General features: G+C 66.1%; 25 protein-coding genes and 1 tRNA gene. 8 read left to right on the top strand and 18 right to left on the bottom strand.

All coding sequences use genetic code 11. The annotated features are described in order from the left end of the window. Positions 1-35: 35 nt before the first annotated feature. Positions 36-2,012, top strand: coding sequence for an acyltransferase family protein (locus SFB74_RS26455; RefSeq protein WP_432727337.1), 1,977 nt, complete (start codon positions 36-38; stop codon positions 2,010-2,012). 30 nt (positions 2,013-2,042) lie between these two features. Here the strand turns inward: SFB74_RS26455 and SFB74_RS26450 are convergent, their stop codons facing one another. From SFB74_RS26450 to SFB74_RS26405, 10 genes are all read right to left on the bottom strand, one after another. Further along, on the bottom strand, positions 2,043-2,255 hold the full coding sequence (locus tag SFB74_RS26450) for a DNA gyrase inhibitor YacG (protein WP_432727336.1): 213 nt from the start codon (positions 2,253-2,255) through the stop codon (positions 2,043-2,045). After that, complete coding sequence (zapD, locus tag SFB74_RS26445; RefSeq protein WP_093198345.1) at positions 2,252-3,007, bottom strand: cell division protein ZapD; 756 nt, start codon at positions 3,005-3,007, stop codon at positions 2,252-2,254. Before zapD ends, SFB74_RS26450 begins: the two co-directional genes overlap by 4 nt. Before the next feature lie 30 nt (positions 3,008-3,037). Continuing rightward, a complete protein-coding gene (locus SFB74_RS26440; RefSeq protein ID WP_432727333.1) occupies positions 3,038-4,072 on the bottom strand; it encodes a hypothetical protein in 1,035 nt (344 codons plus the stop codon). A 1-nt stretch (position 4,073) separates the two neighbouring features. Next, positions 4,074-5,567: an MBOAT family O-acyltransferase gene (locus SFB74_RS26435; protein WP_432727332.1), complete on the bottom strand. Its 1,494-nt coding sequence runs from the start codon at positions 5,565-5,567 to the stop codon at positions 4,074-4,076. Positions 5,568-5,636: 69 nt separating this feature from the next. Then, positions 5,637-6,248: a dephospho-CoA kinase gene (gene coaE / locus SFB74_RS26430; protein WP_432727331.1), complete on the bottom strand. Its 612-nt coding sequence runs from the start codon at positions 6,246-6,248 to the stop codon at positions 5,637-5,639. A gap of 7 nt (positions 6,249-6,255) precedes the next feature. After that, the gene (locus tag SFB74_RS26425) at positions 6,256-7,221 is read right to left on the bottom strand and encodes a prepilin peptidase (protein ID WP_432727330.1); all 966 of its coding nucleotides are present in this window, start codon (positions 7,219-7,221) and stop codon (positions 6,256-6,258) included. Continuing rightward, positions 7,221-8,450: a type II secretion system F family protein gene (locus SFB74_RS26420; protein ID WP_432727328.1), complete on the bottom strand. Its 1,230-nt coding sequence runs from the start codon at positions 8,448-8,450 to the stop codon at positions 7,221-7,223. Before SFB74_RS26420 ends, SFB74_RS26425 begins: the two co-directional genes overlap by 1 nt. Positions 8,451-8,476: 26 nt before the next feature. After that, complete coding sequence (gene pilB / locus SFB74_RS26415; RefSeq protein ID WP_432727327.1) at positions 8,477-10,210, bottom strand: type IV-A pilus assembly ATPase PilB; 1,734 nt, start codon at positions 10,208-10,210, stop codon at positions 8,477-8,479. A 116-nt stretch (positions 10,211-10,326) separates the two neighbouring features. Then, positions 10,327-10,403, bottom strand: a tRNA-Pro gene (locus SFB74_RS26410). Between the two features lie 51 nt (positions 10,404-10,454). Next, positions 10,455-11,447 carry a polyprenyl synthetase family protein gene (locus SFB74_RS26405; protein WP_432727326.1) on the bottom strand — a complete coding sequence of 331 codons (993 nt, stop codon included), beginning with the start codon at positions 11,445-11,447 and terminating at the stop codon, positions 10,455-10,457. A gap of 195 nt (positions 11,448-11,642) precedes the next feature. Here SFB74_RS26405 and rplU point away from each other — a divergent pair, with 195 nt between their 5' ends. The 4 genes from rplU (at position 11,643) to proB (ending at position 14,602) form a co-directional block, all read left to right on the top strand. Next, on the top strand, positions 11,643-11,954 hold the full coding sequence (rplU, locus tag SFB74_RS26400; RefSeq protein ID WP_057592097.1) for a 50S ribosomal protein L21: 312 nt from the start codon (positions 11,643-11,645) through the stop codon (positions 11,952-11,954). A gap of 12 nt (positions 11,955-11,966) precedes the next feature. After that, positions 11,967-12,227, top strand: a complete 261-nt coding sequence (gene rpmA, locus SFB74_RS26395) for a 50S ribosomal protein L27 (protein WP_093057448.1) — start codon at positions 11,967-11,969, stop codon at positions 12,225-12,227. A gap of 71 nt (positions 12,228-12,298) precedes the next feature. Further along, the gene (gene cgtA / locus SFB74_RS26390) at positions 12,299-13,375 is read left to right on the top strand and encodes an Obg family GTPase CgtA (RefSeq protein ID WP_432727323.1); all 1,077 of its coding nucleotides are present in this window, start codon (positions 12,299-12,301) and stop codon (positions 13,373-13,375) included. 87 nt (positions 13,376-13,462) lie between these two features. Next, positions 13,463-14,602, top strand: coding sequence for a glutamate 5-kinase (proB, locus tag SFB74_RS26385; RefSeq protein ID WP_432727322.1), 1,140 nt, complete (start codon positions 13,463-13,465; stop codon positions 14,600-14,602). A gap of 68 nt (positions 14,603-14,670) precedes the next feature. Here proB and SFB74_RS26380 read toward each other — a convergent pair whose 3' ends face one another. After that, positions 14,671-15,267: a CNP1-like family protein gene (locus SFB74_RS26380; RefSeq protein ID WP_432727321.1), complete on the bottom strand. Its 597-nt coding sequence runs from the start codon at positions 15,265-15,267 to the stop codon at positions 14,671-14,673. After that, entirely contained in the window at positions 15,212-15,883 is a 672-nt protein-coding gene (locus SFB74_RS26375) for an RNA pyrophosphohydrolase (protein WP_432732001.1), read from the bottom strand. Before SFB74_RS26375 ends, SFB74_RS26380 begins: the two co-directional genes overlap by 56 nt. Before the next feature lie 147 nt (positions 15,884-16,030). Between SFB74_RS26375 and SFB74_RS26370 the strand changes: the two genes are divergently transcribed. Both SFB74_RS26370 and SFB74_RS26365 read left to right on the top strand, forming a co-directional pair. After that, on the top strand, positions 16,031-17,776 hold the full coding sequence (locus SFB74_RS26370) for a proline--tRNA ligase (protein ID WP_432727320.1): 1,746 nt from the start codon (positions 16,031-16,033) through the stop codon (positions 17,774-17,776). Continuing rightward, a complete protein-coding gene (locus tag SFB74_RS26365) occupies positions 17,773-18,459 on the top strand; it encodes a lytic transglycosylase domain-containing protein (protein WP_432727319.1) in 687 nt (228 codons plus the stop codon). The genes SFB74_RS26370 and SFB74_RS26365 overlap by 4 nt, the downstream gene beginning before the upstream one ends. A gap of 21 nt (positions 18,460-18,480) precedes the next feature. On the opposite strand, the gene SFB74_RS26360 is transcribed toward SFB74_RS26365, so the two are convergent. The 6 genes from SFB74_RS26360 to hemA all read right to left on the bottom strand — a co-directional run bounded on the left by SFB74_RS26360 (position 18,481) and on the right by hemA (position 24,049). Beyond that, entirely contained in the window at positions 18,481-19,791 is a 1,311-nt protein-coding gene (locus tag SFB74_RS26360; RefSeq protein WP_432727318.1) for a hemolysin family protein, read from the bottom strand. Between the two features lie 55 nt (positions 19,792-19,846). Continuing rightward, positions 19,847-20,365: a cupin domain-containing protein gene (locus SFB74_RS26355; protein ID WP_432727317.1), complete on the bottom strand. Its 519-nt coding sequence runs from the start codon at positions 20,363-20,365 to the stop codon at positions 19,847-19,849. A 17-nt stretch (positions 20,366-20,382) separates the two neighbouring features. Then, positions 20,383-20,709: a Grx4 family monothiol glutaredoxin gene (gene grxD, locus SFB74_RS26350; RefSeq protein WP_432727316.1), complete on the bottom strand. Its 327-nt coding sequence runs from the start codon at positions 20,707-20,709 to the stop codon at positions 20,383-20,385. 29 nt (positions 20,710-20,738) lie between these two features. After that, positions 20,739-21,593 (bottom strand): peptide chain release factor N(5)-glutamine methyltransferase, encoded by an 855-nt coding sequence (prmC, locus tag SFB74_RS26345; RefSeq protein ID WP_432727315.1) that lies wholly within the window; start codon positions 21,591-21,593, stop codon positions 20,739-20,741. Beyond that, positions 21,590-22,678, bottom strand: coding sequence for a peptide chain release factor 1 (prfA, locus tag SFB74_RS26340; RefSeq protein WP_432727313.1), 1,089 nt, complete (start codon positions 22,676-22,678; stop codon positions 21,590-21,592). Before prfA ends, prmC begins: the two co-directional genes overlap by 4 nt. A 99-nt stretch (positions 22,679-22,777) precedes the next feature. After that, entirely contained in the window at positions 22,778-24,049 is a 1,272-nt protein-coding gene (hemA, locus tag SFB74_RS26335) for a glutamyl-tRNA reductase (RefSeq protein WP_432727310.1), read from the bottom strand. A gap of 112 nt (positions 24,050-24,161) precedes the next feature. On the opposite strand from hemA, the gene SFB74_RS26330 reads away from it, so the two are divergent. After that, the gene (locus tag SFB74_RS26330) at positions 24,162-24,440 is read left to right on the top strand and encodes a hypothetical protein (RefSeq protein ID WP_432727308.1); all 279 of its coding nucleotides are present in this window, start codon (positions 24,162-24,164) and stop codon (positions 24,438-24,440) included. Positions 24,441-24,446: the final 6 nt, after the last annotated feature.

The raw sequence follows: 24,446 nt of genomic DNA, 5'->3' as shown, positions 1-24,446 counted from the left end.
CTCCGCCGGCCGACCGCCAGATCGACAACGCGACCATGCATCCCAAGTACCGCCCGGACATCGACGGCCTGCGAGCCATCGCAGTCGGCTCGGTGCTGGCGTACCACGCCTTCCCGAGCCTGCTGCCGGGCGGCTTCATCGGCGTCGACATCTTCTTCGTGATCTCAGGCTTCCTGATCACGACCATCCTCCTGCAGAGCCTTGCGGCGGGCGACTTCAGCTATCGCGACTTCTACGCGCGGCGCATCCGGCGGATCTTCCCGGCGCTGGTGCTGGTGCTGCTGGCGACGCTGGCCTTCGGCTGGTACGTGCTGCTGCCGGGCGAGTTCTCGCAGTTGGGCAAGCAGACCACGGGTGGCGCAGCCTTCTTCGCCAACCTCGTCTTCCTGGGCGAGGCCGGCTACTTCGACGCCACGGCCGAGACCAAGCCGCTGCTGCACCTGTGGTCGCTGGGCATCGAGGAACAGTTCTACATCTTCTGGCCGCTGATGCTGGGGCTGGCCTGGCGCAAGCGCTGGCCGATGCTGCGCGTGGTGCTGGTGGTGGCCGTGATCTCCTTCCTCGTCAACGTGCTGACGGTGCAGGCGCACCGCGCCGCCGCGTTCTATTCGCCGCTGTCGCGCGCCTGGGAGCTGATGGCGGGCGGGTTGCTGGCGGCGATGCGGCTGCAGGCTGCCGCATCGGGCGCGGCGGATTCGCGCCCTTGGAAGAGGCACCTGCAATCGATCGTCGGCATGGCGCTGCTCGTGCTGGGCCTCGTCATGACGCGCAGCACGAAGGCGTTTCCGGGCTGGTGGGCGCTGCTGCCGGTGCTGGGCGCGGTGAGCTGCATCGCGGCCGGGCCGAACGGCGTGCTCAACAAGTACCTGCTGTCGAACCGGGTCATGGTGTGGATCGGGCTGATCAGCTACCCGCTGTACCTGTGGCACTGGCCGCTGCTTTCATATGCGCGCATCGTGACCGGAGGAGAGCCGCCGCTGCAACTGCGCATCGTGCTGGTCGTGGCGTCTGTGGTGCTGGCCTGGGCCACGTATCGTTTTCTCGAGCGCTTCGTCAAGCTGCACCTCTCGCAGGCGATCCTGCGCGGGCTGGCTGGCGCGGGCGCGGCGCTGGCGCTGGCCGGCGTGCTGGTCTTCCTGGGCACGCCATCGCCGCGCCACGACAGCCCGGCGCTGCAGGCAGTGGCCGACGCGACGCGCGAGGACAACTACTACGATGGCTTCGAGGAGTCCGCGTTGGGCGACCAGTTCGTCTACCGCGCCGGCAGCGGCAAGCACAACGTGCTGCTGATCGGCGACAGCCATGTCGAGCAGTACGCGCCGCGCGCGCTCGAACTCGTGCGCACGCAGCCCGACAAGGCGCGCACCGTGTACTTCGCGACCAAGGGCTCGTGCCCACCCGTACCGGGCCTGTTCAGCGGCCCCGACACCGGCTGCGACGAGCGGCGCACGGCAGTGCTCGACCTGGCGCTCAAGCCGGAGATCGATTCGGTGGTGTTGGGCGCCTGTTGGAGCTGCTATTTCACCGGCGCGGGGCCGACGGTGAACTACTTCGTCGACGACCGGAAGGTGGTGCATCCGTTCATCGGCGGCGACGGCATCGACCGGTCGCTCGAGTCGCTGGGCCAGGTGCTGAAGCGCCTGTCGGCGAAAAAGACGGTCTACCTGGTGCTCGGCAACCCGGTGGGCATGGATTTCGACCCGCTCGGGCAAATCCAGGGCAGCCGGCTGGGCAGGATGACGGCCGCCTCCGGGCAGGCCGGGGCGCCGATGCCGGAAGACCAGGCGCGGTTCAACGAACGGTTGAAGCAGGTGGCGCTGGCCAACGGCGCGCGGGTCATCGAGCCCTTTGCCAGCCTGTGCGCCGATGGCCGTTGCCTTCGCAGCATGCCCGACGACGGTTCGCCGGCGTACAAGGACATCGGCCATCTCCGGCCGCGCTACGCACGCAGCTTCGCGAACTACATCGATCCGGCGTTGCTGGATGGCGAGAGCGGTGCGGCTGGCAAGTAGCCACCTCGCCCAAATGCCCGTTCCTGGTTCTTACTGAATCTTCGGATCGCCGAAAGGCTCGTCGTCCGGCGGTGCCTCGGCTGGCATGCGGAATTCCTCGCTGGCCCAGGCGCCCAGGTCGATGCCCTTGCAGCGCGCGCTGCAGAAGGGCCGATAGGTGTTGCGGGGCGTAAAGACACTGTCGCCGCCGCAGGTGGGGCAGCGCACGATCCGCTCGCCCTTGTCGTTCACGCCGGCGGTCATGCGCAGAGGGTGAGCTCGAAGGGCGCGTCTTCCGAACTCTGGTGCAGGCGGTCGTCCTTGTCGTGGCGCATCAGGCGCACCGAGACCATGAGGCGGTTGCCGCTGATTTCAGGGATGAGCCCCAGCTTGGGGTCGATGCGCAGGCGCAGCAGCTGGAAGCTGCGGCCCTGGGGCAGGTTCTGCTGGAACTGGCCGTTGACCGCGATCACCTTGTAGGGCACGTCGGCGTCGCGCAGCAGCTTGAGCAGCAGGTAGATCGACGAGGCCAGCGGCGAGAGCGTGTTCGACCAGCGTTCGAGGTCGGCGCGGCGGCTGGCGACGGGGCGGTGCTGCCAGGCGTAGTAGGCGGGCAGGTCGAACTCGCAGGTGCCGCCCGGAATGCCGGCGCGGCTGCGGATGCTCATGAGCCACTCGTTCTCGGTCAACGCCTGGCCCGCCTTGCCGGCCACGCTGTTGAGGGTGGCGAAGTTGCCTTCGAGCTGGCCGACGACTTGGTCGAGCACGGCCTCGGCGATGGCCGGATTGCCCCGGTAGCTGTTGAAGACGTTCTTGTGCTTGTCCAGGTCGCGCAGCACGTCGGCCTTGAGGTCGGCGCGCGCGGCGACGTCCATGATCTCGAAGATCGTGACCAGGGCGTAGTGGTGGGACAGCGGGGATTCGGCCGGTACCAACTCGCCGAGGCGGCGGAACAGGTGCTCGAGCCGCAGGTACGTGCGGATGCGCTCGTTGAAGGGGTACTCGTAGAGGATCACGCGTATCGGTTTTTCACGTCGGGTTCGAGCTCATTGCGATTTGGCGGCCGGTGGCGGGAACACCTCGCGCACAGCCTCCAGCATACGCTGCCCGAAAAGAATGTAACCCCGGGTCGACACGTGGGTCTCGTTGGCAGGGAAAAGATCCTTCATCTTGAAACGGTTCTGCTCGGCCAGCGCGAACAGGTCCGGTCCGATATTTTGCGGGTTGAACGCAGCGCGGAACGCGTCGGCATGGTTTTGTTGCAAATACACGCTGGTCTTGTTGGGCACCACCATCCACACCACCTTGTAGGGCGCGGCGGTGCTCTCGAAGCGCTTCATGAACTGCGCCGACTCGGCCGTCAGGGCAGGGTTGACACGGTCTTCCGCGGTCATCAGCAGCTTGTCGCAGGCGTGGTGGCTGAACTGCCTGCAGCCTTCGGGCACCACGCGGGCGTCGATCAGCGGGCCCCAGCGCTCGGGCGTGTTGGTCCAGCTGTCGGAGGCCAGAATCTCCTTGGTGTTTTGGTATGTGAACCAGCCGCTGAGCAGCTGGGCGTCCCAGTTGAGCTGGAAGCCGGGGGCCGGCTTGGACGGGTTCTCGAACGGCGGCGGCGTCGGCTTGAAGGCGTGCTTCATGGTCTTGCACGACTGCGATTTCTCGATGCGGTCGTACAGCAGGCGCTCGATGCTCTCGACGATCACGACCTTGCCCTTGAAGCCCGACTTCTCGAGCCAGCCCGAGAAGTCGTCGCAGACGACTCCGCCGAGGTTGTCCCAGTGCGTGGTCGTGACCTTGTAGCCCGCGCCCACGAGCGACGACTGCCATGCGTAACGCACGGAGAAGCTGTCGCCGATCACCAGGATGTCGGATTCGTTGATGGGCCAGGTCTTCACATCCGCGTCGGGGATGGGCGGCGGCGGCTCGTGCCAGCCGAATTCACGCTCGGAAATGCGCCCGATGCGGGTCAGGTCGCCATAGGGGATGGGCGTGAAGAGGCTGACCAACAGCAGGGCGCAGCACACCAGATAGCCCGCGGCGAAGATGCGAAGCCAGGTTTTGGCCGATTTCGTGTCTTCCATGTCAGAACTGGAAATAGAGGAAGGGGCTGTAGCTGCCGAACTTGGACACGCACAGGCCAAAAAGATAGACACAGCCCAGGCCGGTGACCCAGGTGGCCAGGCGTTGCAGGCGTGGGCGCCCGGCCAGGCCGGCGACGCTGGGAATCCAGCGGTCGAGCGTGATGGTGGGCGGCAGCGCCAGGCAGATCACGATGCCGACCAGGAGCGTCTGGAAGAACTCGGGCTTGCGGAACGGCACGCGGAACTCGCTGAAGGCCGACACGGGCGCGCCGTGCATGCCCAGCATGCCCTTGTAGATCTCGATGGCGGCCGCCATGCTGTCGGCGCGGAACACGACCCAGGCGATCATCACGCACAGGAAGGTGATGAACCAGCCGATCACGCGGCCGTACCAGGTGGTTTCGGTCCTGCCGCGACGTACCTTGGCGTTCCAGAAGTGGTTGACCATCAGGTAGAAGCCGTGCAGGGCGCCCCAGATGACGAAGGTCCAGGCGGCGCCGTGCCAGAGGCCGCCCAGCAGCATCGTCAGGAACAGGTTGATGTAGCGCCGCGCCGGGCCCTTGCGGTTGCCGCCCAGCGGCACGTAGAGGTAGTCGCGCAGGAAGGTCGACAGCGAGATGTGCCAGCGGCGCCAGAACTCGATCATGTTGGTCGACTTGTAGGGCGACCTGAAGTTGAGAGGCAGCTGCACCCCCACGCACAGCGAGAGGCCGACGGCCATGTCGGAATAGCCCGAGAAGTCGAAGTAGATCTGCAGCGTATAGGCCAGCACCCCGAACCAGGCCGTGTACAGCGAGGGCATCACGCCTTCGTGCACGCCCTTGAACATCATGTCGGCGTACTGGCCCATCGGGTCGGCGATCAGCATCTTCTTGGCCAGGCCGAAGACGAAGATGCCCAGGCCCAGCGCGATGTTGTTGGCGTTGATCCTGTAGGTGGCCGGGTTGTTGAACTGCGGCATCATCTGCGCGTGATGCAGCACGGGGCCCGCGATCAGGTGCGGGAAGTAGGTCACGAACAGGACGTAGTGGATGAAGCTGCGCTCGTGCACCTTGCCCTGCCAGCAGTCGACCAGGAAGGCGATCTGCGTGAAGGTGTAGAACGAGATGCCGATCGGCAGCACGATGTGCACCAGGTCGATCTGCTCGAAGCCCGCGGCGGCCAGGCCGGCATCGACGTTTTCCAGGAAGAAGTTGGCGTACTTGAAGACCGCCAGCACCCCGAGGTTGACCACCAGCGCGATGACCAGCAGCGTCTTGCGGTACTTGTCCTCGCGGCTGGGGGAGGGCGTGAGCCGCAGCCCGAACCAGTAGTTGACGCAGATCGATCCCAGCAGCAGCGGAAGCGCCTTGACGCTCCACCACCCGTAGAAGAAGAGCGAAGCCAGTGCCAGGAACCCCGCCGCCGACCGGGGGCTGCGCGCACCGATCAGGAAGAAGCCGATCAGGACCAGCGGGAAGAAAACGAAGATGAAGGGATACGAATTGAAAAGCATCGTGAGGGGCGCTTGGGCATGCGCCGTTTGACGTGATCGTCCTTTAGCCGTCGCGGCGTCAACCCCAAATTATCGCGTGCTTGACTTAGCCCACCGTTCCCAGAGACCCCGGACCTGTTGAGCCAGTTCCTCCAGGGTCAGGGACTCGTTGTAAATCACGGCGTCGGCGGCGGCCCTGCGCGCCCTGCGCGGGGCCTGTTGGGCGATCACCGCCTGAACGGCCTCGGGCGCCCAGCCCGAGCGTGCGACGACGCGCTTCAGCTGCGTTTCTTCTGTAGCGTCGACCACCAGCACCCGGTCGACGATGGCACGCCAGCGGCCGGATTCGACGAGCAGGGGAACGTCGAACACGACGACCGCATCCTCGCCGGCCGCCGCGGCCTGGCGCCGGGTTTCGGCGCCGATCAGGGGGTGAAGGATGGATTCGAGACGGGCCTTGGCGCCGGCGTCGGCGAAGACGATCTGGCGCATGGCGGCACGGTCGAGGCCGCCGGCCGGATCGATGACTCCGGGGCCGAAGGCGGCCTCCAGGGCGGGCATTGCGATGCCGCCCGGTAGAGCGATGGCTCGCGCGATGGCGTCGGTGTCGACCAGCACCGCTCCCTGGGCTACCAGCAGGCCCGCGACAGTGCTCTTGCCGCTGCCGATGCCGCCTGTCAGGCCGATGCGCTGCACCACCATCCGGATGTCAGTGGATCAGCGCGCCGAGGGGAAAGGCGAACGGAATCCACTGCCTTACGACTTCCGGGCCCGCCACGAGGCAGACGAGGCCCGCGCCAGCCAGGAAAGGTCCGAAGGCGATGGGGATGTCCTTGTGGGCCAGCTTGCCGGCGATGCGCAGGGCGATGCCGATCACCGCGCCCACCAGCGAAGAGACGAGGATGATCGCGATGAGGTAGTCGCCGCCGAGCCATGCGCCCAGAGCGGCCAGCAATTTGAAGTCTCCATAGCCCATGCCTTCCTTGCCCGTGACCAGGCGAAAGGCATGGTACACAAGCCAGAGGCTCAGGTAGCCGAACACGGCGCCCCAGACGGCCGAGCTCAGCGGGACGCCGGTCCAGCCCATGGCCGCGCCGATCAGGCCGAGCCACAGCAGGGGGTAGTTGAGCGAGTCGGGCAGGAACTGGGTGTCGAAGTCGATCAGGAACTGGCAGATCAGCAAAGCACCGAAGGCGGCCCACAGCGCCCCCGCCGGCGTGATGCCGAAGCGCCAGGCGCAAAGGGCGAACAGGCCGCCGGTGATCAATTCGACCAGTGGATAGCGCGGGCTGATCGTGGTCTTGCACGACGAGCAGCGCCCGCGCAGCACGGCGTAGCTCAGCACCGGGATGTTCTCGTACCAGCGGATCTTGTGGCCGCAGGCGCCGCAGCGCGACGCGGGGCGCATCAGGTCGAAGGGGGGCTGCTTCTCGACGATCTCGGCCGCCTTGTCGGCCGCGGCCTCGAGCCCGGCGGGTGCCGCGACCTTCGGCCCGAAGGCGAGCGACCACAGCGAGGGCGCCTCCTTCGACGACGTGAGATTGGCGACCGCGTCGGCGAGCCATTCGCGATACATCATCACCGGCACCCGGTAGATGACCACGTTCATGAAGCTGCCGATCAATAGCCCCAGGACACCGGCGAAGACGGTGTCGAACTCCCGCGAAACGAGCATCAAACGACCTGGCCGAGCTTGAAGATGGGCAGGTACATCGACACCACGATGCCGCCGATGATGGTGCCGAGGAACACGATGATGATGGGCTCCATCAGGCTGGAGAGACCGGCGACCATGTCGTCCACCTCGGATTCGTAGAAGTCGGCAGCCTTGCCCAGCATGTGGTCGATGGAGCCGGACTCCTCGCCGATGGCGGTCATCTGGATCACCATGGAGGGGAACAGGTTGACGTTGGTCATGGCGGCCGTGAGGCTGGTGCCGGTGGAGACTTCCTGCTGGATCTTCGCGGTGGCGTCACCGTAGACGGTGTTGCCGGAGGCGCCGCCCACGGAGTCGAGGGCTTCGACCAGCGGAACGCCGGCGGCGAACATCGTGGCCAGCGTGCGGGTCCAGCGGGCTACGCAGGATTTTTCGATCAGCACGCCGAAGATCGGCACCTTCAGCAACAGGCGGTCCATGAATCGTTGGAAGCGCTCGTTGCGTTTCCAGGCTTGCAGGAAGAAATAGACTCCGCCGCCGATGCCGCCGAAGATCAGCCACCAGTACGAGACGAAGAACTCGCTCATCGCCATCACGAACAGTGTCGGAGCAGGCAGATCGGCCCCGAATGACGTGAACACCTGCTTGAATGCTGGAATCACGAAGATCATGATGATCGCCACCACCACGAACGCCACGACGATCACCGAGGTGGGGTACATCAGGGCCGACTTGATCTTCGACTTGATCGCCTCGGTCTTCTCCATGTAGGTGGCCAGGCGGTCCAGCAGTTCTTCCAGAATACCGGCCGCTTCACCAGCCTCCACCAGGTTGCAGTAGAGGTTGTCGAAGTACTTCGGAAACTTGCGGAAGGCAGCCGACAGCGACGTACCGGTTTCCACGTCGCTGCGGATGTCGTTGAGCAGCTTGGCCACGCTCGCGTTCGCATTGCCGCGCCCGACGATGTCGAAGGACTGCATCAGGGGCACACCGGCCTTCATCATGGTCGCCAGCTGGCGCGTGAAGATCGCGATGTCCTTCGGCTTGATCGCCTTGCCCGAGCGCATGCGGCGCTTCTTGATCTTGGAGGCGAGCACGCCCTGGCGGCGCAGTGCGGCCTGCACCTGGTTTTCGCCGGCTGCACGAAGTTCGCCGCGTACCAGCTTGCCGTTGCGGTCCTTGCCTTCCCACTCGAAGACAAATTCCTTGTGTGTGGGCTGGGTGCGGGAGGATGCCACTGTAGCCATTCGATCTCCGGTATTCGGTGTGTTCGTTATTCGTTGGTGCAGGCGACCACTTCTTCGAGCGAAGTGAGACCTTGCATGACCTTGCGCAGGCCCGACTGGCGCAGCGAGCGCACGCCTTCGGCCTCCGACTGCGTCGCGATGTCGAGCGCGCTGCCGTCGCGCAGGATGATTTCCTGGATGGCTTCCGAGATCGGCATCACCTGGTAGATGCCCACGCGACCCTTGTAACCGCTGCTGCAGGCGGAGCAGCCGACCGGGCGGTAAGGCTTCCAGGAGCCGTCCAGTTCTTCTTCCTGGAAGCCTGCCTCGAGCAGCGTTTCGCGCGGGATGTCGGCCGGCAGCTTGCAGACTGTGCACAGGCGCCGCGCGAGGCGCTGGGCCGTGATCAGGATCACGCTCGACGCGATGTTGAATGGCGCGATGCCCATGTTGCGCATCCGCGTGAGCGTGGTCGGCGCGTCGTTGGTGTGCAGCGTGGACAGCACAAGGTGACCCGTCTGCGCGGCCTTGATCGAGATGTCTGCGGTTTCCAGATCGCGGATTTCGCCGACCATGATGATGTCGGGATCCTGGCGCAGGAAGGCGCGCAGCGCAGCCGCGAAGGTCAGGCCTGCGCGTTCGTTCACATTGACCTGGTTGACGCCGGGCAGGTTGATTTCCGACGGATCTTCCGCCGTTGCGATGTTGACGCCCGGCTGGTTCAGAAGGTTCAGGCAGGTGTAGAGCGACACGGTCTTGCCGGAGCCGGTCGGACCGGTGACGAGCACCATCCCGTACGGGCGGCCGATGGCATGCAGCAGCCGCGCCTTTTCATCCGCGTCGTAACCCAAGGCATCGATGCCCAGGCGCGCGCTGCTCGGGTCGAGAATCCGCACCACGATCTTCTCGCCGAACAGCGTGGGAAGCGTGCTCACGCGGAAGTCGATCACGCGGTCGGGCCCGATCTTGAGCTTCATGCGGCCGTCCTGCGGCACGCGTTTCTCGGAGATGTCGAGCCTGGAAATGACCTTGATGCGCGAGGCGAGCTTGTCCTTGATGACGGTGGGCGGGCTGGCAACCTCGCGGAGTTCGCCGTCGACCCGGAAGCGCACGCGGTAGTTGTGCTCGTAGGGCTCGAAGTGGATGTCCGACGCCCGCATGCTGACGGCGTCGAGCAACATCTTGTGCAGGAAACGCACGACCGGCGCGTCCTCGACTTCGGCGATGGCCTGGTCGTTGCTCTCGTTCGCGGTTTCGGCCGTGACATCGTCGAACTCGAACTCGCTGCCGACGATGCTGTTGATGGTTTCCGCCGCGCTGACCGCGGCGGCTTCGATCATCCGCGACAGCTTGTCGTATTCGGCGATGACCCAGTCCACGCCCATCTGGGAGGCGAACTTGATCTTCTCCGCTGCCTGCTGATCTGAGGGATCGGCCGTTGCAACAATCAGGCGGTTGTTGCGCTTGCTGAGGACGACGATGCGATAGGCATGGCACAGCTTCTGGTCGAGCAGGTCCTTCGGCAGGCGCTGCGGGTCGATGGCGTCGAGATCGAGCAGCGGGGCGCCGAATGCGCTGGAAAGCGTGTGAGCGAGATCGGCGGCCGAGACGGCGCCGGAGCCGGTCAGTTCGGCAATGAAGCTGGTGCGGCCACTGAGAGACTTCTGATAGATGTCTTCGGCTGCCCTGGCAGGCAATTTGCCGGCCGAGACCAGGGCGCGCGCAAGCCCGGGTAGGGCAATTTGCGAAGGTTCTTTAACAGGAAGTTCGGCTGCAGCCATTCAGCGAGTGAAAAAGATGTGAAAATTTGCTTCACGATCATCGCTGAACAGTCCTGTGCTGTAAATCGCTACACAGCAACAGGCTGGCCATTTGTCTATTTATGCCAGCCAAAGGCTGGTCGGGGTGAGAGGATTCGAACCTCCGGCCTCTACGTCCCGAACGTAGCGCTCTACCAGGCTAAGCTACACCCCGATGGTTGCAAGAAAAAAGAAATCGTCCTAGATGCCAACTCAGGAGAGGTGTTCAGGCACGTCGCTCAAGCAACTGAGCCGCCAATTGTAGCAAACCTGAAGCGTGCAAATTGGACGGGAAGTCTTTTAATGCATGAATCGCACGTTGCGCTTCAGCCGCGGCAGCCGCGCGCGATGCATCCAGGGCTCCTGTTTCCCGCACGATCTCGATGACCTTGCCGAGCTGGGCGGTGTCGCCAGCCTCGATGGCTGCGCGCACGAGCTCGCTCTGGGCCGGGGTGCCCCGCTGCATTGCGAAGATGAGCGGCAGCGTGGTTTTGCCTTCACGCAGGTCGTCGCCGACGTTCTTGCCTGTTTCGTTGGCGTCGCCTGTGTAGTCCAGGACGTCATCGATCACCTGGAAGGCAGTGCCGAGCGCCTGGCCGTAGGTGGCGCAGGCTTCTTCCATTTCGGGAGTGGCATTCGCCAGCACGGCTGCTAGGCGGGTGCTGGCCTCGAAGAGCTTCGCCGTCTTCGAGCGGATCACGCGCAGGTAGGCTGCTTCGTCCAGCGATGCGTCGTGCATGTTCATCAGCTGAAGCACCTCGCCCTCGGCGATGATGTTGGTGGCTTCGGCCAAGATCTGCATCACGCGCATGTTGTCGGCATCCAACATCATCTGGAACGCGCGCGAGTAGAGGAAGTCGCCGACCAGCACGCTGGCCGGGTTGCCGAACGATTCGTTGGCGGTCGCCCGTCCGCGTCGCAGGGTCGATTCGTCGACCACGTCGTCGTGCAGCAGGGTCGCGGTGTGAATGAATTCCACCACGGCCGCCAGATTGAAACGCTGCTCACCGGTGTAGCCCAGCGCCCCCGACATCAGGAGCAGCAGCGCCGGCCGCAGGCGCTTGCCGCCGGCGGAAATGATGTATCTGGAAACCTGGCTGACCAGCGGCACGCCCGTGTCGAGGCGGCGGGCGATCACGCGGTCGACTTCGACCATGTCGCCGGCAATCAGGTCCAGCACGGTGGCGGTGGGGGAGGTGTCGGCGGCTGGAACTGGCAAAGCGAAGGCGCGGGGCGCTGCTGAGTTTGTATGAGGGCAGCCCAGTAGGGAGCAGGGCCGGAAGGCGCAAATTATAGGGAGCCGAGGCCGCCTGCCGGCGGGGCGCCGACCGGGGAGTGGCTAGCAGGCGCGATCCGCGCTATAATCTTGGGCTCTGCGGAATTCGCCGTAGGGACTCATTTCTAAGAGGTTTACATGTACGCGGTCATAAAAACCGGTGGCAAGCAGTATCGCGTTGCTTCCGGCGAGAAAATCAAAGTAGAACAGATTGCTGCGGACGTAGGCCAGGAAATCGTGATCGACCAGGTTCTGGCAGTCGGCAACGGCGCTGAAATCAAGGTTGGCACGCCCCTGGTGTCCGGTGCAACGGTGACGGTCACGGTACTGTCGCACGGCAAGCACGACAAGGTTCGCATCTTCAAGATGCGCCGTCGCAAGCACTATCAGAAACGTCAAGGCCATCGCCAGCAGTTCACCGAACTGCAAATCGGCGCGATCGCTGGCTAAGGAGCAGATTCCATGGCACAGAAAAAAGGCGGCGGCTCAACGCGAAACGGGCGCGATTCCAAGCCCAAGATGCTCGGCGTGAAGGCCTTCGGTGGCGAACTGATCAGCGCAGGCTCGATCATCGTGCGCCAGCGCGGCACCCAGTTTCACCCCGGCGTGAACGTCGGCGTGGGCAAGGACCACACGCTGTTCGCCCTGGTCGACGGCCACGTGTCGTTCGGTACCAAGGGTGCGCTCAACAAGCACACGGTCAACGTGACTCCCGCGGCTTAAGCCCCGAGTCCATTCGACCATCCAGAGGCCCCGCATTGCCGGGGCTTCTTCATTTGTAAACTACACATCCCATGAAGTTCGTCGACGAAGCCTTCATCGACATCGCCGCGGGCGATGGCGGGAACGGCTGCGTGTCGTTCCGTCATGAAAAGTACAAGGAATTCGGCGGCCCCAATGGCGGCGACGGTGGCCGTGGCGGCCACGTCTTCGCGGTGGCCGATTCCAACCTCAACACGCTGGTCGATTTCCGCTACTCGCGCCGCCACGAGGCCAAGCGCGGCGAGCACGGCATGGGCTCCGACATGTTCGGCGCCGCCGGCGACGACATCACGCTCAAGATGCCGGTCGGAACCATCATTTCCGACGCCGAGACCGGCGAGGTGCTCTTCGAGCTCCTGAAGGACGGCGAGGTCATCACCATCGCCAAGGGCGGCGACGGCGGCTTCGGCAACATGCGCTTCAAGAGCGCGATCAACCGCGCCCCACGCCAGAAGACCCCCGGCTGGCCCGGCGAGAAGCGCAGCCTGAAGCTCGAACTCAAGGTGCTGGCCGATGTCGGCCTGCTCGGCATGCCGAATGCCGGCAAGTCGACGCTGATCAGCGCGATCTCGAATGCCCGTCCGCGCATCGCCGACTACCCCTTCACCACGCTGCACCCGAACCTGGGCGTCGTGCGCGTCGGCCCCGAACAGAGCTTCGTCGTGGCGGACCTGCCCGGCCTGATCGAAGGTGCATCCGAAGGCGCAGGCCTCGGCCATCTCTTCCTGCGTCACCTTCAACGCACGCGCCTGCTGCTGCATGTGGTCGACATGGCTCCGTTCGACGACAGCGTCGACCCGGTCGCGCAGGCCAAGGCCATCGTCGGCGAGCTGAAGAAATACGACGCGGAGCTCTACGAGAAGCCGCGCTGGCTCGTGCTCAACAAGCTCGACATGGTGCCCGCCGACGAGCGCGCCGCGCGCATCAAGGACTTCGTGAAGCGCCTGCGCTTCAAAGGCCCGGTGTTCGAGATCTCGGCGCTCACGCGCGAAGGCTGCGAGCATCTGGTGCAGGCCATCTATCAGCAGGTCAAGGCACAGCAGGTAGCCGAGCACCAGCCGGTCGAGGTCGATCCGCGCTTCGTGCCCCTGCCTCCCGAAGGCTCCTGAGCGGCATCGCCGCAGCATTGACGGCCCGGCCGCGCCGGGCACAAGACAACAACCCAAGCCGTATCCAAAGACCGTAGCACCCCGAAAATGACCTCGAACTCCGGATCCACTGCCTTGCGGGATGCCCGCCGTATCGTCGTCAAGGTGGGCTCCAGCCTCGTGACCAACGAGGGGCGCGGTCTCGATGAGGTCGCCATCGGCGAGTGGTGCCGGCAACTGGCAGCGCTGGTGCGCGACGGGCGCGAGGTCGTGATGGTGTCCAGCGGCGCGATCGCCGAAGGCATGAAGCGTCTCGGCTGGCGCACGCGGCCGCACGAGATCAACGAGCTCCAGGCCGCTGCGGCTGTCGGGCAGATGGGCCTGGCCCAGATGTACGAGACCAAGCTGCGCGAGAACGAGATCGGCAGCGCCCAGGTGCTGCTGACCCACGCCGACCTGGCCGACCGCGAGCGCTATCTCAATGCCCGCTCGACCCTGGTCACGCTGCTCAAGCTGGGCGTGGTGCCGGTCATCAACGAGAACGACACGGTCGTCAACGACGAGATCAAGTTCGGCGACAACGACACGCTCGGCGCCCTGGTGGCCAATCTGGTCGAGGCAGATGCGCTGGTCATCCTCACCGACCAGAAGGGTCTCTACACGGCCGACCCGCGCAAGGATCCCGACGCGAAGTTCGTGCACGAGGCCGCCGCCGGCGACCCGGTGCTCGAGGCGATGGCCGGTGGCGCGGGTTCGAGCATCGGCAAGGGCGGCATGATTACCAAGATCCTTGCTGCCAAGCGGGCCGCCGGCTCGGGTGCTTCCACCGTGATCGCCTGGGGCCGCGAGTCCGACGCGCTGCTGCGGCTGGCGAAGGGCGAGCCCATCGGCACGCTGCTGGTTGCGCAGACCGCCAAGCACCAGGCCCGCAAGCGCTGGATGGCCGACCACCTGCAGCTGCGCGGCGCCGTCGTCGTCGATGCGGGCGCGGCTGCCAAGGTGCGGGCCGAGGGCAAGAGCCTGCTGCCCATCGGCATGACCGGCGTTTCGGGCGAGTTCTCGCGCGGCGACGTGATCGCGGTGCGCGATGCCGATGGCGTCGAGCTGGCCCGGGGCCTCGCCAACTACTCGAGCGTGGAGGCGCGTCTCCTGTGCCGCAAGCCATCGTCCGAGTTCGAACGCCTGCTGGGCTATGTCGCGGAACCGGAGATGGTTCACCGCGACAACATGGTGCTGATGCCGGGTTGAGCGAGAACAAAAACAAACGGGGCCCATGGGCCCCGTTTTTCATTGCGCTCGACTCGGGCGCGGATCGCTTACTGCACTTCCCGCACCGGATTGCGGATGTTCTGGACCATGTCGCCCACCGAAGCACGCGGCGCATTGCCGCGGCACAGGGCCTGCGTCGCCAGCTTGCGGGTGTAGCTGGAGTTCATGTCGCTCAGGCGCTTCCACTCCGGCTTCGCCACGTCCTGCCATGTGCCGTTGTTGTAGCGCGCGTAGCTCTTCATCTCGGCCGTGGAGCAGCGGATGCCCTCGTAGAAAGCGTTGGTCGCGCCGCCATTGCGATTCTGGGCAACCACAACGTACCGCACGATGCCGTCGCCGGTGATGGCGATCGTCTGCGGGTCGACGCCGAACTTCAGGCTCATGTAGGGCGGCATTTCGATCGGCAGCAGGCGGCTTTCGCTGAAGGCCGGCGGAGGCGGCGTGGCCGTCTCTTCCCACTCCTTGTCCGTCTCGTAGCGCTTGGGAGGCGGCGGCAGGCCGGCCTGCGCCCAGTCGGGGTTGTCGGTGTCGTGCGGGCCCGAGGCGCATCCCGCGAGGATGCCGAAGCAGGCCAGGAGGAGGACGCGCTCAGCGCTGCGTCGGAAGGGGCGGTGGTGCCTTGTTGTCTTGGACAGGAGGTTCATTGCTCGCAGAAGGAATGTCGGGATGCGGATCGAAACTGCCGCCGGGCGGCAGATCGAGTCCGGGAGGTGCCCCGGCGTCCGGCGAATGGCGCTCGAACTCTCGGGCGCGCACGTTGCTGCGCAGGAAGCGGTTGCGGAAATCCTGCCTTGGCAGGTAGCGAGCGAGCTCGGTGAGCGCCATCTCGTAGACGCCGCGCTTGAACTCGACGACCACGTCGAGCGGCACCCAGTAGTCATGCCAGCGCCAGGCGTCGAATTCGGGATGGTCGGTTGCACGCAGGTTGAGATCCCAGTCGTGGCCGACGAGTTGCAGCAAGTACCAGATTTGTTTCTGGCCCTTGTAGTGGCCCCGTGCGTCACGGCGAATGAACCGATCCGGCACCTCGTAGCGCAACCAGTCGCGGGTACGGGCCACGATGCGCACATGCTCCGGGTGGAGCCCCACTTCCTCGTGCAGTTCCCGGAACATGGCCTGCTCGGGACTTTCGCCGCGGTCTATGCCGCCTTGCGGAAACTGCCAGGAATGCGTGCGTATGCGTTTGCCCCAGAAAACCTGGTTTCTCTGGTTGAGCAGGATGATGCCGACGTTGGGCCTGAAGCCGTCCCGGTCGAGCATAATCAAACCCCAATTTTTGAACTGAGTCGATTATGCATGCCGGGTTGCCCTCGGCAAGCTGCCGATGCCAGGCTCTCAGGGTCTCTCCGGGGGAGCAGTTCCCCACTTCCGAACCTCGAATCCAGCGAATCCATCACCGCAATCCCGATGAAAGCTTCCCGTTTTTTCGTCTCCACCCTCAAGGAAGCGCCCGCTGACGCCGAAGTGGCGAGCCACCGGCTCATGATGCGGGCCGGCATGATCAAGAAGCTCGGCACGGGCATCTACACCTACATGCCCATGGGGCTGCGCGTGATCCGCAAGGTCGAGGCCATCGTCCGCGAGGAGATGAACCGCGCCGGCGCCGTCGAGATGACGATGCCCGTGGTGCAGCCGGCCGAACTCTGGCAGGAAACCGGCCGCTTCGACAAGATGGGCCCCGAGTTGCTGCGCATCAAGGACCGCCACGACCGCGACTACGTGATCCAGCCGACCAGCGAAGAAGTGGTGACCGACATCGCCCGGCAGGAAATCCGCAGCTACAAGCAGCTGCCGAAGAATTTCTATCAGATCCAGACCAAGTTCCGCGACGAGCGCCGTCCGCGCTTCGGCCTGATGCGCGGGCGTGAATTCATCATGAAGGACGCCTACAGCTTCGACCGCGATCTCGACGCCGCCAAGGCGAGCTACCAGGTCATGGCACAGGCCTACCGCAACATCTTCGACCGCTTCGGCCTGCGCTACCGCGCCGTGGCGGCCGACAGCGGCGCCATCGGCGGCGACCTGAGCGAAGAGTTCCAGGTGATCGCCGCCACCGGCGAGGACGCCATCGTCTACTGCCCCGACAGCGACTACGCCGCCAACATGGAAAAGGCTGAGGCGCTGGCGCCGGCCGGTCCGCGCCCCGCGGCCGCCAAGGCGCTCGAGAAGACGCCGACCCCCGGCAAGAGCACCTGCGCCGACGTGGCCGAGCTGCTGGGCGTGCCGCTTTCCACAACGATCAAGTCGCTGGTGCTGGCCACGGACGTCGTCAATGAGGCCGGCGACATCAAGGGTTCGCAGGTCTGGCTGCTGCTGCTGCGCGGCGACCACGACATGAACGAGATCAAGGTCGGCAAGCTGCCGGGCCTGAATCAGGGCTTCCGCTTCGCGACCCTGGCCGAGATCGAGGACCACTTCGGCTGCAAGCCCGGCTACCTGGGCCCGCTGAACCTGAAGAAGCCCGTGAAGCTCGTGGCCGACCGCGAAGCCGCCGTCATGGCCGACTGGATCACCGGCGCCAACGAAGTCGACTTCCACATGACCGGCGTCAACTGGGGCCGCGACCTGCCCGAGCCCGACCTGGTGGCCGACATCCGCAACGTGGTCGCCGGCGACGCCTCTCCAGACGGCAAGGGCGTGCTGGCCATCGAGCGCGGCATCGAAGTGGGCCATGTGTTCGTGCTGGGCACCAAGTACAGCAAGGACATGAACGCCACCTACCTCGACGAAGGCGGCAAGCCGCAGTTCCTCGAGATGGGCTGCTACGGCATCGGCATCACGCGCCTGCCTGCTGCCGCCATCGAACAAAACCACGACGAGCGCGGGATCATCTGGCCGGACGCCATCGCCCCCTTCACGGTGGTGGTCTGCCCGATCGGCATGGACCGCAGCCCCGAGGTCAAGGTTGCAGCCGAAGCGCTCTACGAAGAGCTGCTGGCCAAGGGCGCCGACGTGCTGCTCGACGACCGCGGCGAGCGCCCCGGCGCGATGTTCGCCGACTGGGAGCTGATCGGCGTGCCACACCGCGTGGTCATCTCGGACCGCGGTCTCAAGGAAGGCCAGCTCGAGTACCAGCACCGTCGCGACACGGCCGCCACCAAGGTGCCCGCGGCCGGCATCGCCGACTTCATCGCCGGCAAGCTCGCCAAATGAGCCTGGAGGGCGGCCTCTCGCGACGCCAGTGCCTGGGCGGCGCCGTGACCGCTGGCGCCCTCACCGTGCTGTCGCTGCCGCAGGCCGCCCATGCAGGCGCGCAGATCGAGGAGCCGCTGATCGACTCGGTGCGCACCGCGCTGAGCTCCGCCATTCACAACAAGGCACCGCCGGTGCCGCAGTTCGCGAGCACCGAAGCCCGGCTCGCCTATCTGCGCTGGCTGGGCGAGATGAGCGAGCGGCTCAAGAAGAAGATCGCCGACGCGCCCTCGCGCATCGAATTCCTGCAGACCGTCTGGTACGAAGCCAAGCGCTCGGGGCTCGAAGTGAGCCTGGTGCTGGGGCTGGTCCAGGTCGAGAGCAATTTCCGCAAGTTCGCGGTGTCGAGCGCGGGAGCGCGCGGCTACATGCAGGTCATGCCGTTCTGGACGCGCGTGATCGGCGACAGCGACCCGGCCAAGCTCTTCCACATGCAGACCAACCTGCGTTTCGGCTGCGTCATCCTTCGCCACTACCTCGACCGAGAGAATGGTGACCTGTTCATGACGCTGGGCCGCTACAACGGCAGCCGCGGCAAGTCGCCGTATCCGAACGCGGTGTTTTCCAACCAGCGGCTCTGGGTGTTCAACGACAGGGAGCGCGAGAAGGAAAAAGAAAAGGACAAGGACCGCTCGGCGGCCTGACGCCTTCCTTCTTCCGTCCGCTCAGTTCGCGGGCGCCTTCGCGGTGCCCGAGCCCTTGGTGACCATCACCTGGTCGATGCGGTAGCTGTCCACGTCCATCACCTCGAAGGTGTAGCCGCCCCAGCTCACGTTGTCGGTGCGCTTCGGAACGCGGCGCAGCATCACCATCAGGAAGCCGGCCAGCGTCTCGTACTCCTCGGCGTGCGGCATCTCGTCGATCTGCAGTGCGCGCTGCACGTCCTGGATGGGCGTGACGCCGTCGATCAGCCAGGAGTTCTCGTCGCGCTGGACGATCTGCTCTTCATCGGGCGTGGACACCAGGTCGCCCATCACCGTGCTCATCACGTCGTTCAGCGTGATCACGCCCACCACCAGGCTGTATTCGTTGACGATGATCGCGAAGTCCTCGTGCGCCTGCTGGAACTGCTCCAGCACCTCGGTGAGCGACAGCCGGTCGGGAATGACCAGCGCCTTGTGCAGCGGCAGCCCCTGGTCGAAGGCCAGCGGCTGGCCGCTGAGCACGCGCTGGAACATGTCCTTGGCGTCCACGTAGCCCAGCACGTGGTCGATGTCGCCGTCGCACACCGGATAGGCCGAGAAGGGCTCGGCGATGATGCGCGCGCGCAGCACCGACTCGGGGTCGTCGTGCAGGAACCAGGTGATGTTGTCGCGCACCGTCATCACGCTGCTGACCAGGCGCGTGTCGAGCTCGAACACGTTGGCGATCACCTGCTGCTCGCGTGCCGCGAGCACGCCCGCCTGCGCGCCGGCCTCGGTCATCGCGAGGATGTCGGCCGAGGTGATCTTGTCGTCGCGCGCCATCGGCATGCCCAGCAGCTTGAACAGCAGGTCGGTGCAGCGCGTGAAGAACCACACCAGCGGCTTGAAGGTGGTGATCAGCAGCAGCATCGGCCCGACCATGCGCACCGCCAGCCGCTCGGGGTTGCTCATGCCCAGCCGCTTGGGAAAGAGGTCGGCGAACACCAGGAACACCGCGATGATGATGACGAACGAGCACAGGAAGGCCGCGCTGGCCGAGGCCTCGGGGCTCAGCCACTTCTCGAAGAAGATGGCGAAGTACGGGCTGAGCGAGCCCTCGCCGACCACGCCGCCTAGGATCGCCACCGCGTTGAGCCCGATCTGCACCACGGTGAAGTAGTGGCCCGGCTGTTCCTGCACGCGCAGCACCTTCTCGGCCCGTGGGTCGCCCTCGTCGGCCATCTGGCGCAGGCGCAGGCGGCGCGAGGCGGCCAGGGTGATTTCGGCGAGGGAGAAGAAGGCGCTCAGCGCGATCAGCAGCGCGATGATGAGCAGGCTTTGGGTGAGGGTCATGTTGGCACGTCGAAGACGGCCACCATGGTGCCATGACTCGGCACCCGAAAAGCGTTCAAACCCCGCCCTGCGGGTGAGTGGGGTCGACCCAGAGCACCGATTCGGGCTTTTCGACGGGTTCGATATCCAGGTTCACAGCCACTGCTTCGCCGTCGCTGCGGCACAGCACGCATTCGAGCGTCTCGGTCGCGCTGGCGTTGATTTCCTGGTGCGGAACGTAGGGCGGCACATAGATGAAGTCGCCCGGCCCGGCCTCGGCCGTGAACTCGAGCTTCTCGCCCCAGCGCATGCGGGCCCGGCCGCGCACCACGTAGATCACCGATTCGAGATGCCCGTGATGGTGGGCGCCGGTCTTGGCGTCGGCATGGATGGTCACCGTGCCGGCCCAGAGCTTCTGCGCGCCCACGCGGGCGAAGTTGATGGCGGCTGCCCGGTTCATGCCGGGCGTCTGGGCGGTGTTGGCGTCGAGCCGGTCGGCCGGGATCACACGCACGCCGTCGTGCTTCCAGGCCGGGGCTGCACTGTCGCTGCCGTCTTCATGGGAATGGTCGTGGTCCGCGTGATCGTGGCTCATGACCGTTCCCCCGGGCTTCAGGCGCTGGCGCCGTTCACCACCTGCTGCAGCTCGCCCGACTCGTACATCTCCATCATGATGTCCGAGCCGCCGATGAACTCGCCCTTCACGTAGAGCTGCGGGATCGTGGGCCAGTTGCTGTATTCCTTGATGCCCTGGCGGATGCTGTCGTCGTCGAGCACGTTGACGGTCTTGAGCGTCTTGGTGTCGACGCCGACCGCCTTCAGGATCTGGATCGCGCGGCCCGAGAAGCCGCACATCGGGAAGCTGGCGTTGCCCTTCATGAAGAGCACGAGGTCGTTGGTCTTGACGAGGTCGTCGATGCGTTGCTGGGCGTCGGACATGGGGACTCCTGAAAAATAGGCTGAGGGGATTATTTCACCGTGCGCCAGATTCCGCCGGAGCAGCGCTGGATGCCGGCGAGGTCGTCGCGGCTTTGCACTTCGGCGAAGCCACGGGCGGCGAGCAGTTCGCGCACCGCCGCGGCCTGGTCGTGGCCGTGCTCGAGCAGCAGCCAGCCACCCTCCGCGAGGTGCGTGGGGGCGTCCTGCACGATGCGGCGGATGTCGTCGAGGCCGTCCGCGCCCGAGACCAGCGCGGAAGACGGCTCGTGGCACAGGGCGGGCAGATGCGGGTCGCCCGCGGCGATGTACGGCGGGTTGCTGGCGATGACCGCGTAGCCGCTGGCGGCGCCGTCGAGCCAGTCGGCCTGGGCGAAGCGCACGGGCAGGTCGAGCTTTCGGGCGTTGGCCTGGGCCACGGCGAGCGCGTCGGCGCTGGCGTCGACCGCATCGACCTGTGCATCGAGACGAGCGTGTTGCAGGGCCAGCGCGATCGCGCCGCTGCCGGTGCCGAGGTCGAGCACGCGCGGGGCCGAATGGCCTTCGAGGCATTGCAGCGCCCACTCGACCAGTGTTTCCGTGTCGGGCCGCGGCACCAGCACGCGGGCATCGACCTGCAGGCTGAGCCCGTGAAATTCTTTTTCGCCCAGCAGGTAGGCGACCGGCTCGCCGGCCCGGCGGCGCGACAGCTGCGCGGCCAGCGCGGACCACGCCGCGTCGGGCATCGCATCGGTATCGTGCGCCAGCAGCCAGGCCCGGTCATGCGGCGCGCGGCCCAGCGCATGCAGCAGCAGCAGCTGGGCGTCGAGCCTGTCCACGCCCAGCGCGATGGACGCGGACAGTGCCTGCGCCACTGTGGCCGGCTGCGGGTTCTCGACGGCGCTCATGCCGGCAGGCTCGATTCCAACTCGGCCAGCTGCTCGGCCTCGCGCGCGGCGCGCAGCGCGCCCAGCACGTCGCCCAGGTCGCCTTCCATGATGGCGAGCAGCTTGTAGAGCGTGAGGTTGATGCGGTGATCGGTCAGCCGCCCCTGCGGGAAGTTGTAGGTACGGATACGGTCCGAGCGGTCGCCGCTGCCGATCAGTCCCTTGCGCATGGCCGCGTCCTTGGCGGCGCGCTCGCTGCGCTCCTTCTCCTGGATGCGCGCCGACAGCACCTGCAGCGCCTTGGCCTTGTTGCGGTGCTGGCTGCGGTCGTCCTGGCACTCGGCCACGATGCCGGTCGGGATGTGCGTGATGCGCACGGCCGAGTCGGTCTTGTTGATGTGCTGGCCGCCGGCGCCGCTCGCGCGGTAGGTGTCGATGCGCAGGTCGGCCGGGTTGATCTGCACCGCCACTGTCTCGTCGGGCTCGGCCAGCACGGCCACCGTGCAGGCGCTGGTGTGGATGCGGCCCTGCGTCTCGGTGGCGGGCACGCGCTGCACGCGGTGGCCGCCCGATTCGAAGCGCAGGTGGCCGAACACGTCGTCGCCCACCACGCGGACCACCACTTCCTTGTAGCCGCCGAGCTCGCTCTCGCTCTCGCTGACGATTTCGCAGCGCCAGCCGGCGCGCTCGCAGTAGCGCGTGTACATGCGCAGCAGGTCGCCCGCGAAGAGGGCCGATTCATCGCCGCCCGTGCCCGCGCGGATTTCGAGAAAAGCGTTGCGTGCGTCGTCCGGGTCCTTGGGCAGCAGCAGGCGCTGCAGCTCGTCCTCGAGCTGCACCAGCTCGGCCTCGGCGCCGGAGATTTCCTCCTTCGCCATCTCGGCCATGTCGGGGTCGTCGAGCATTTCCTTCGCGCCGGCGATGTCGGCCTCGCGCTGCCTGTAGCGCTCGTAGCGGCCGGCGATCTGCGTGACCTCGGCATGCTCGCGCGAGATGGTGCGGTACTGCGCCATGTCGCTCATGATGTCTTCGCGCGAGAGCAGGAAGTCGAGCTCGCCCAGGCGCTGGGCGTAGCGTTCGAGTTGGTGGCGCAGAAAGGATTTCACGACGGAAGAAGCTCGGGATGAATGGAGGAAAAAGCCGCGATGCAGCGGCGATGCGCATGAAAGCCGCGGCCTCTGGAGCCGGGCAGCGGACGAGCGCCGCTAACGCTCTTTGCGCAGGAACAGGCGCGAGATCGTCTGCGCCGTCTGCTCGCGCGAGGCGGCATCGCCCGCGTGCAGCTCGGCCATCGCGCCGTGCATCATCTTCTGCGTGAGGCCGCGCGACATGGCCTCGAGCACGGCCTCGACCGATTCGCCCTTGGCCAGCAGCTTGCGCGCGCGCGCCATCTCTGCGGCGCGCCACTCGTCGGCCTGCGCGTTGAGCTGCTGGATCAGCGGCACGGTGCCGCGCTGCCCCAGCCAGTGCATGAAGCTCTGCACGCCGGCGTCGATGATCACTTCGGCCTGCGCCACGGCGGCCTGGCGGTTGGCCTGGCCCTGCTGCACCACCTGGGCGAGGTCGTCGACGGTGTAGAGGTAGATGTCCTCGAGCGCCTTCACTTCGGGCTCGATGTCGCGCGGCACGGCCAGGTCGACCATGAACATCGGGCGGTGCTTGCGTGCCTTGAGCGCGCGTTCCACGGCGCCCAGGCCGATGATCGGCAGCGTGCTGGCGGTGCAGCTCACCACGATGTCGAATTCGGCCAGCCGCGCGGGCAGGTCGGCCAGCCGCATCGCCTCGCCGCCGAAGCGCGAGGCCAGCTTCTCGCCGCGCTCGAGCGTGCGGTTGGCGATGGCGATGGCCTTCGGTTCCTTGGCGGCGAAGTGCGTGGCCGCGAGGTCGATCATCTCGCCCGCGCCGACGAACAGCACGCGCGTCTTGCGCAGGTCTTCGAAGAGCTGGCCGGCCAGTCGCGCCGCGGCGGCGGCCATGCTGATGGAGTGGGCGCCGATCTCGGTGGCCGTGCGCACTTCCTTGGCCACCGCGAAGGAGCGCTGGAACAGCTGGTTCAGCGTGCTGCCGAGGGCGCCGGCCGTTTCGGCGGCGCGCACGGCGTCCTTCATCTGGCCGAGGATCTGGGCTTCGCCCAGCACCATCGAATCGAGCCCGCTGGCCACGCGGAAGGCATGGCGGGCGGCGTCGCCGTCGTGCAGGGTGTAGGCGTGCGAGCGCAGCAGGGCGGGGGCCACGCCGCCGCTTTGCGCGAGCCAGCCGAAGGTGTGGTCGAGCGCGGCGTGCTCCGAGGCGCAATAGATCTCGGTGCGGTTGCAGGTGGAGATGATCGCGGCCTCGACCTGGGGATGGCGGCCGGAGGCGAAGGAACTGCGCAGGCTCTGCAGCGTGGGGGCGATCTGGTCGAGCGCGAACGCGAAACGACCGCGCAGATCGAGCGGCGCGGTCGTGTGGTTCAAGCCGAGGGCCCAGACTGACATGCCCATGATTATAAAATCAGCAGCCGCACGAGGCTGGCCAGGGGACAAATGGCTTTCCCTATGACAGCCATAACCCCGGACGCATGATCCGGCGAGTGCGCAACCCCCTCCGATGGACCTGCCGGCCCTCCTGAACCACCTGCTTAATTTTGTAGCACCCGCGGCTTTCCTGGCCATGGTGCTGGCCTTTGCCGGGCGCTTCCTGGGCGGCGCACGCGCCGGCGTTCCGCGCTGGTGGGTTCAGTTCGCGCTGACCTTCGCCGCCGGCGTCGGGGTGCTGGTTGTCGGGCTGGTGGCGTTCGGGCGCGACGGGGCGATGGCGACCTATGCCGCGCTCGTCGTGGTCTGCGGCGTCGTCCAGTGGCTGGCGATGCGCGGCTGGCGCCGCTGAGGGCCG

Origin of the sequence: Variovorax xiamenensis (genome assembly GCF_050916385.1) — a bacterium.
Classification (GTDB): domain Bacteria; phylum Pseudomonadota; class Gammaproteobacteria; order Burkholderiales; family Burkholderiaceae_C; genus Variovorax.
Note: the sequence above shows the minus strand (reverse complement) of the source record. Positions and strands in the feature narration are given on the sequence as shown.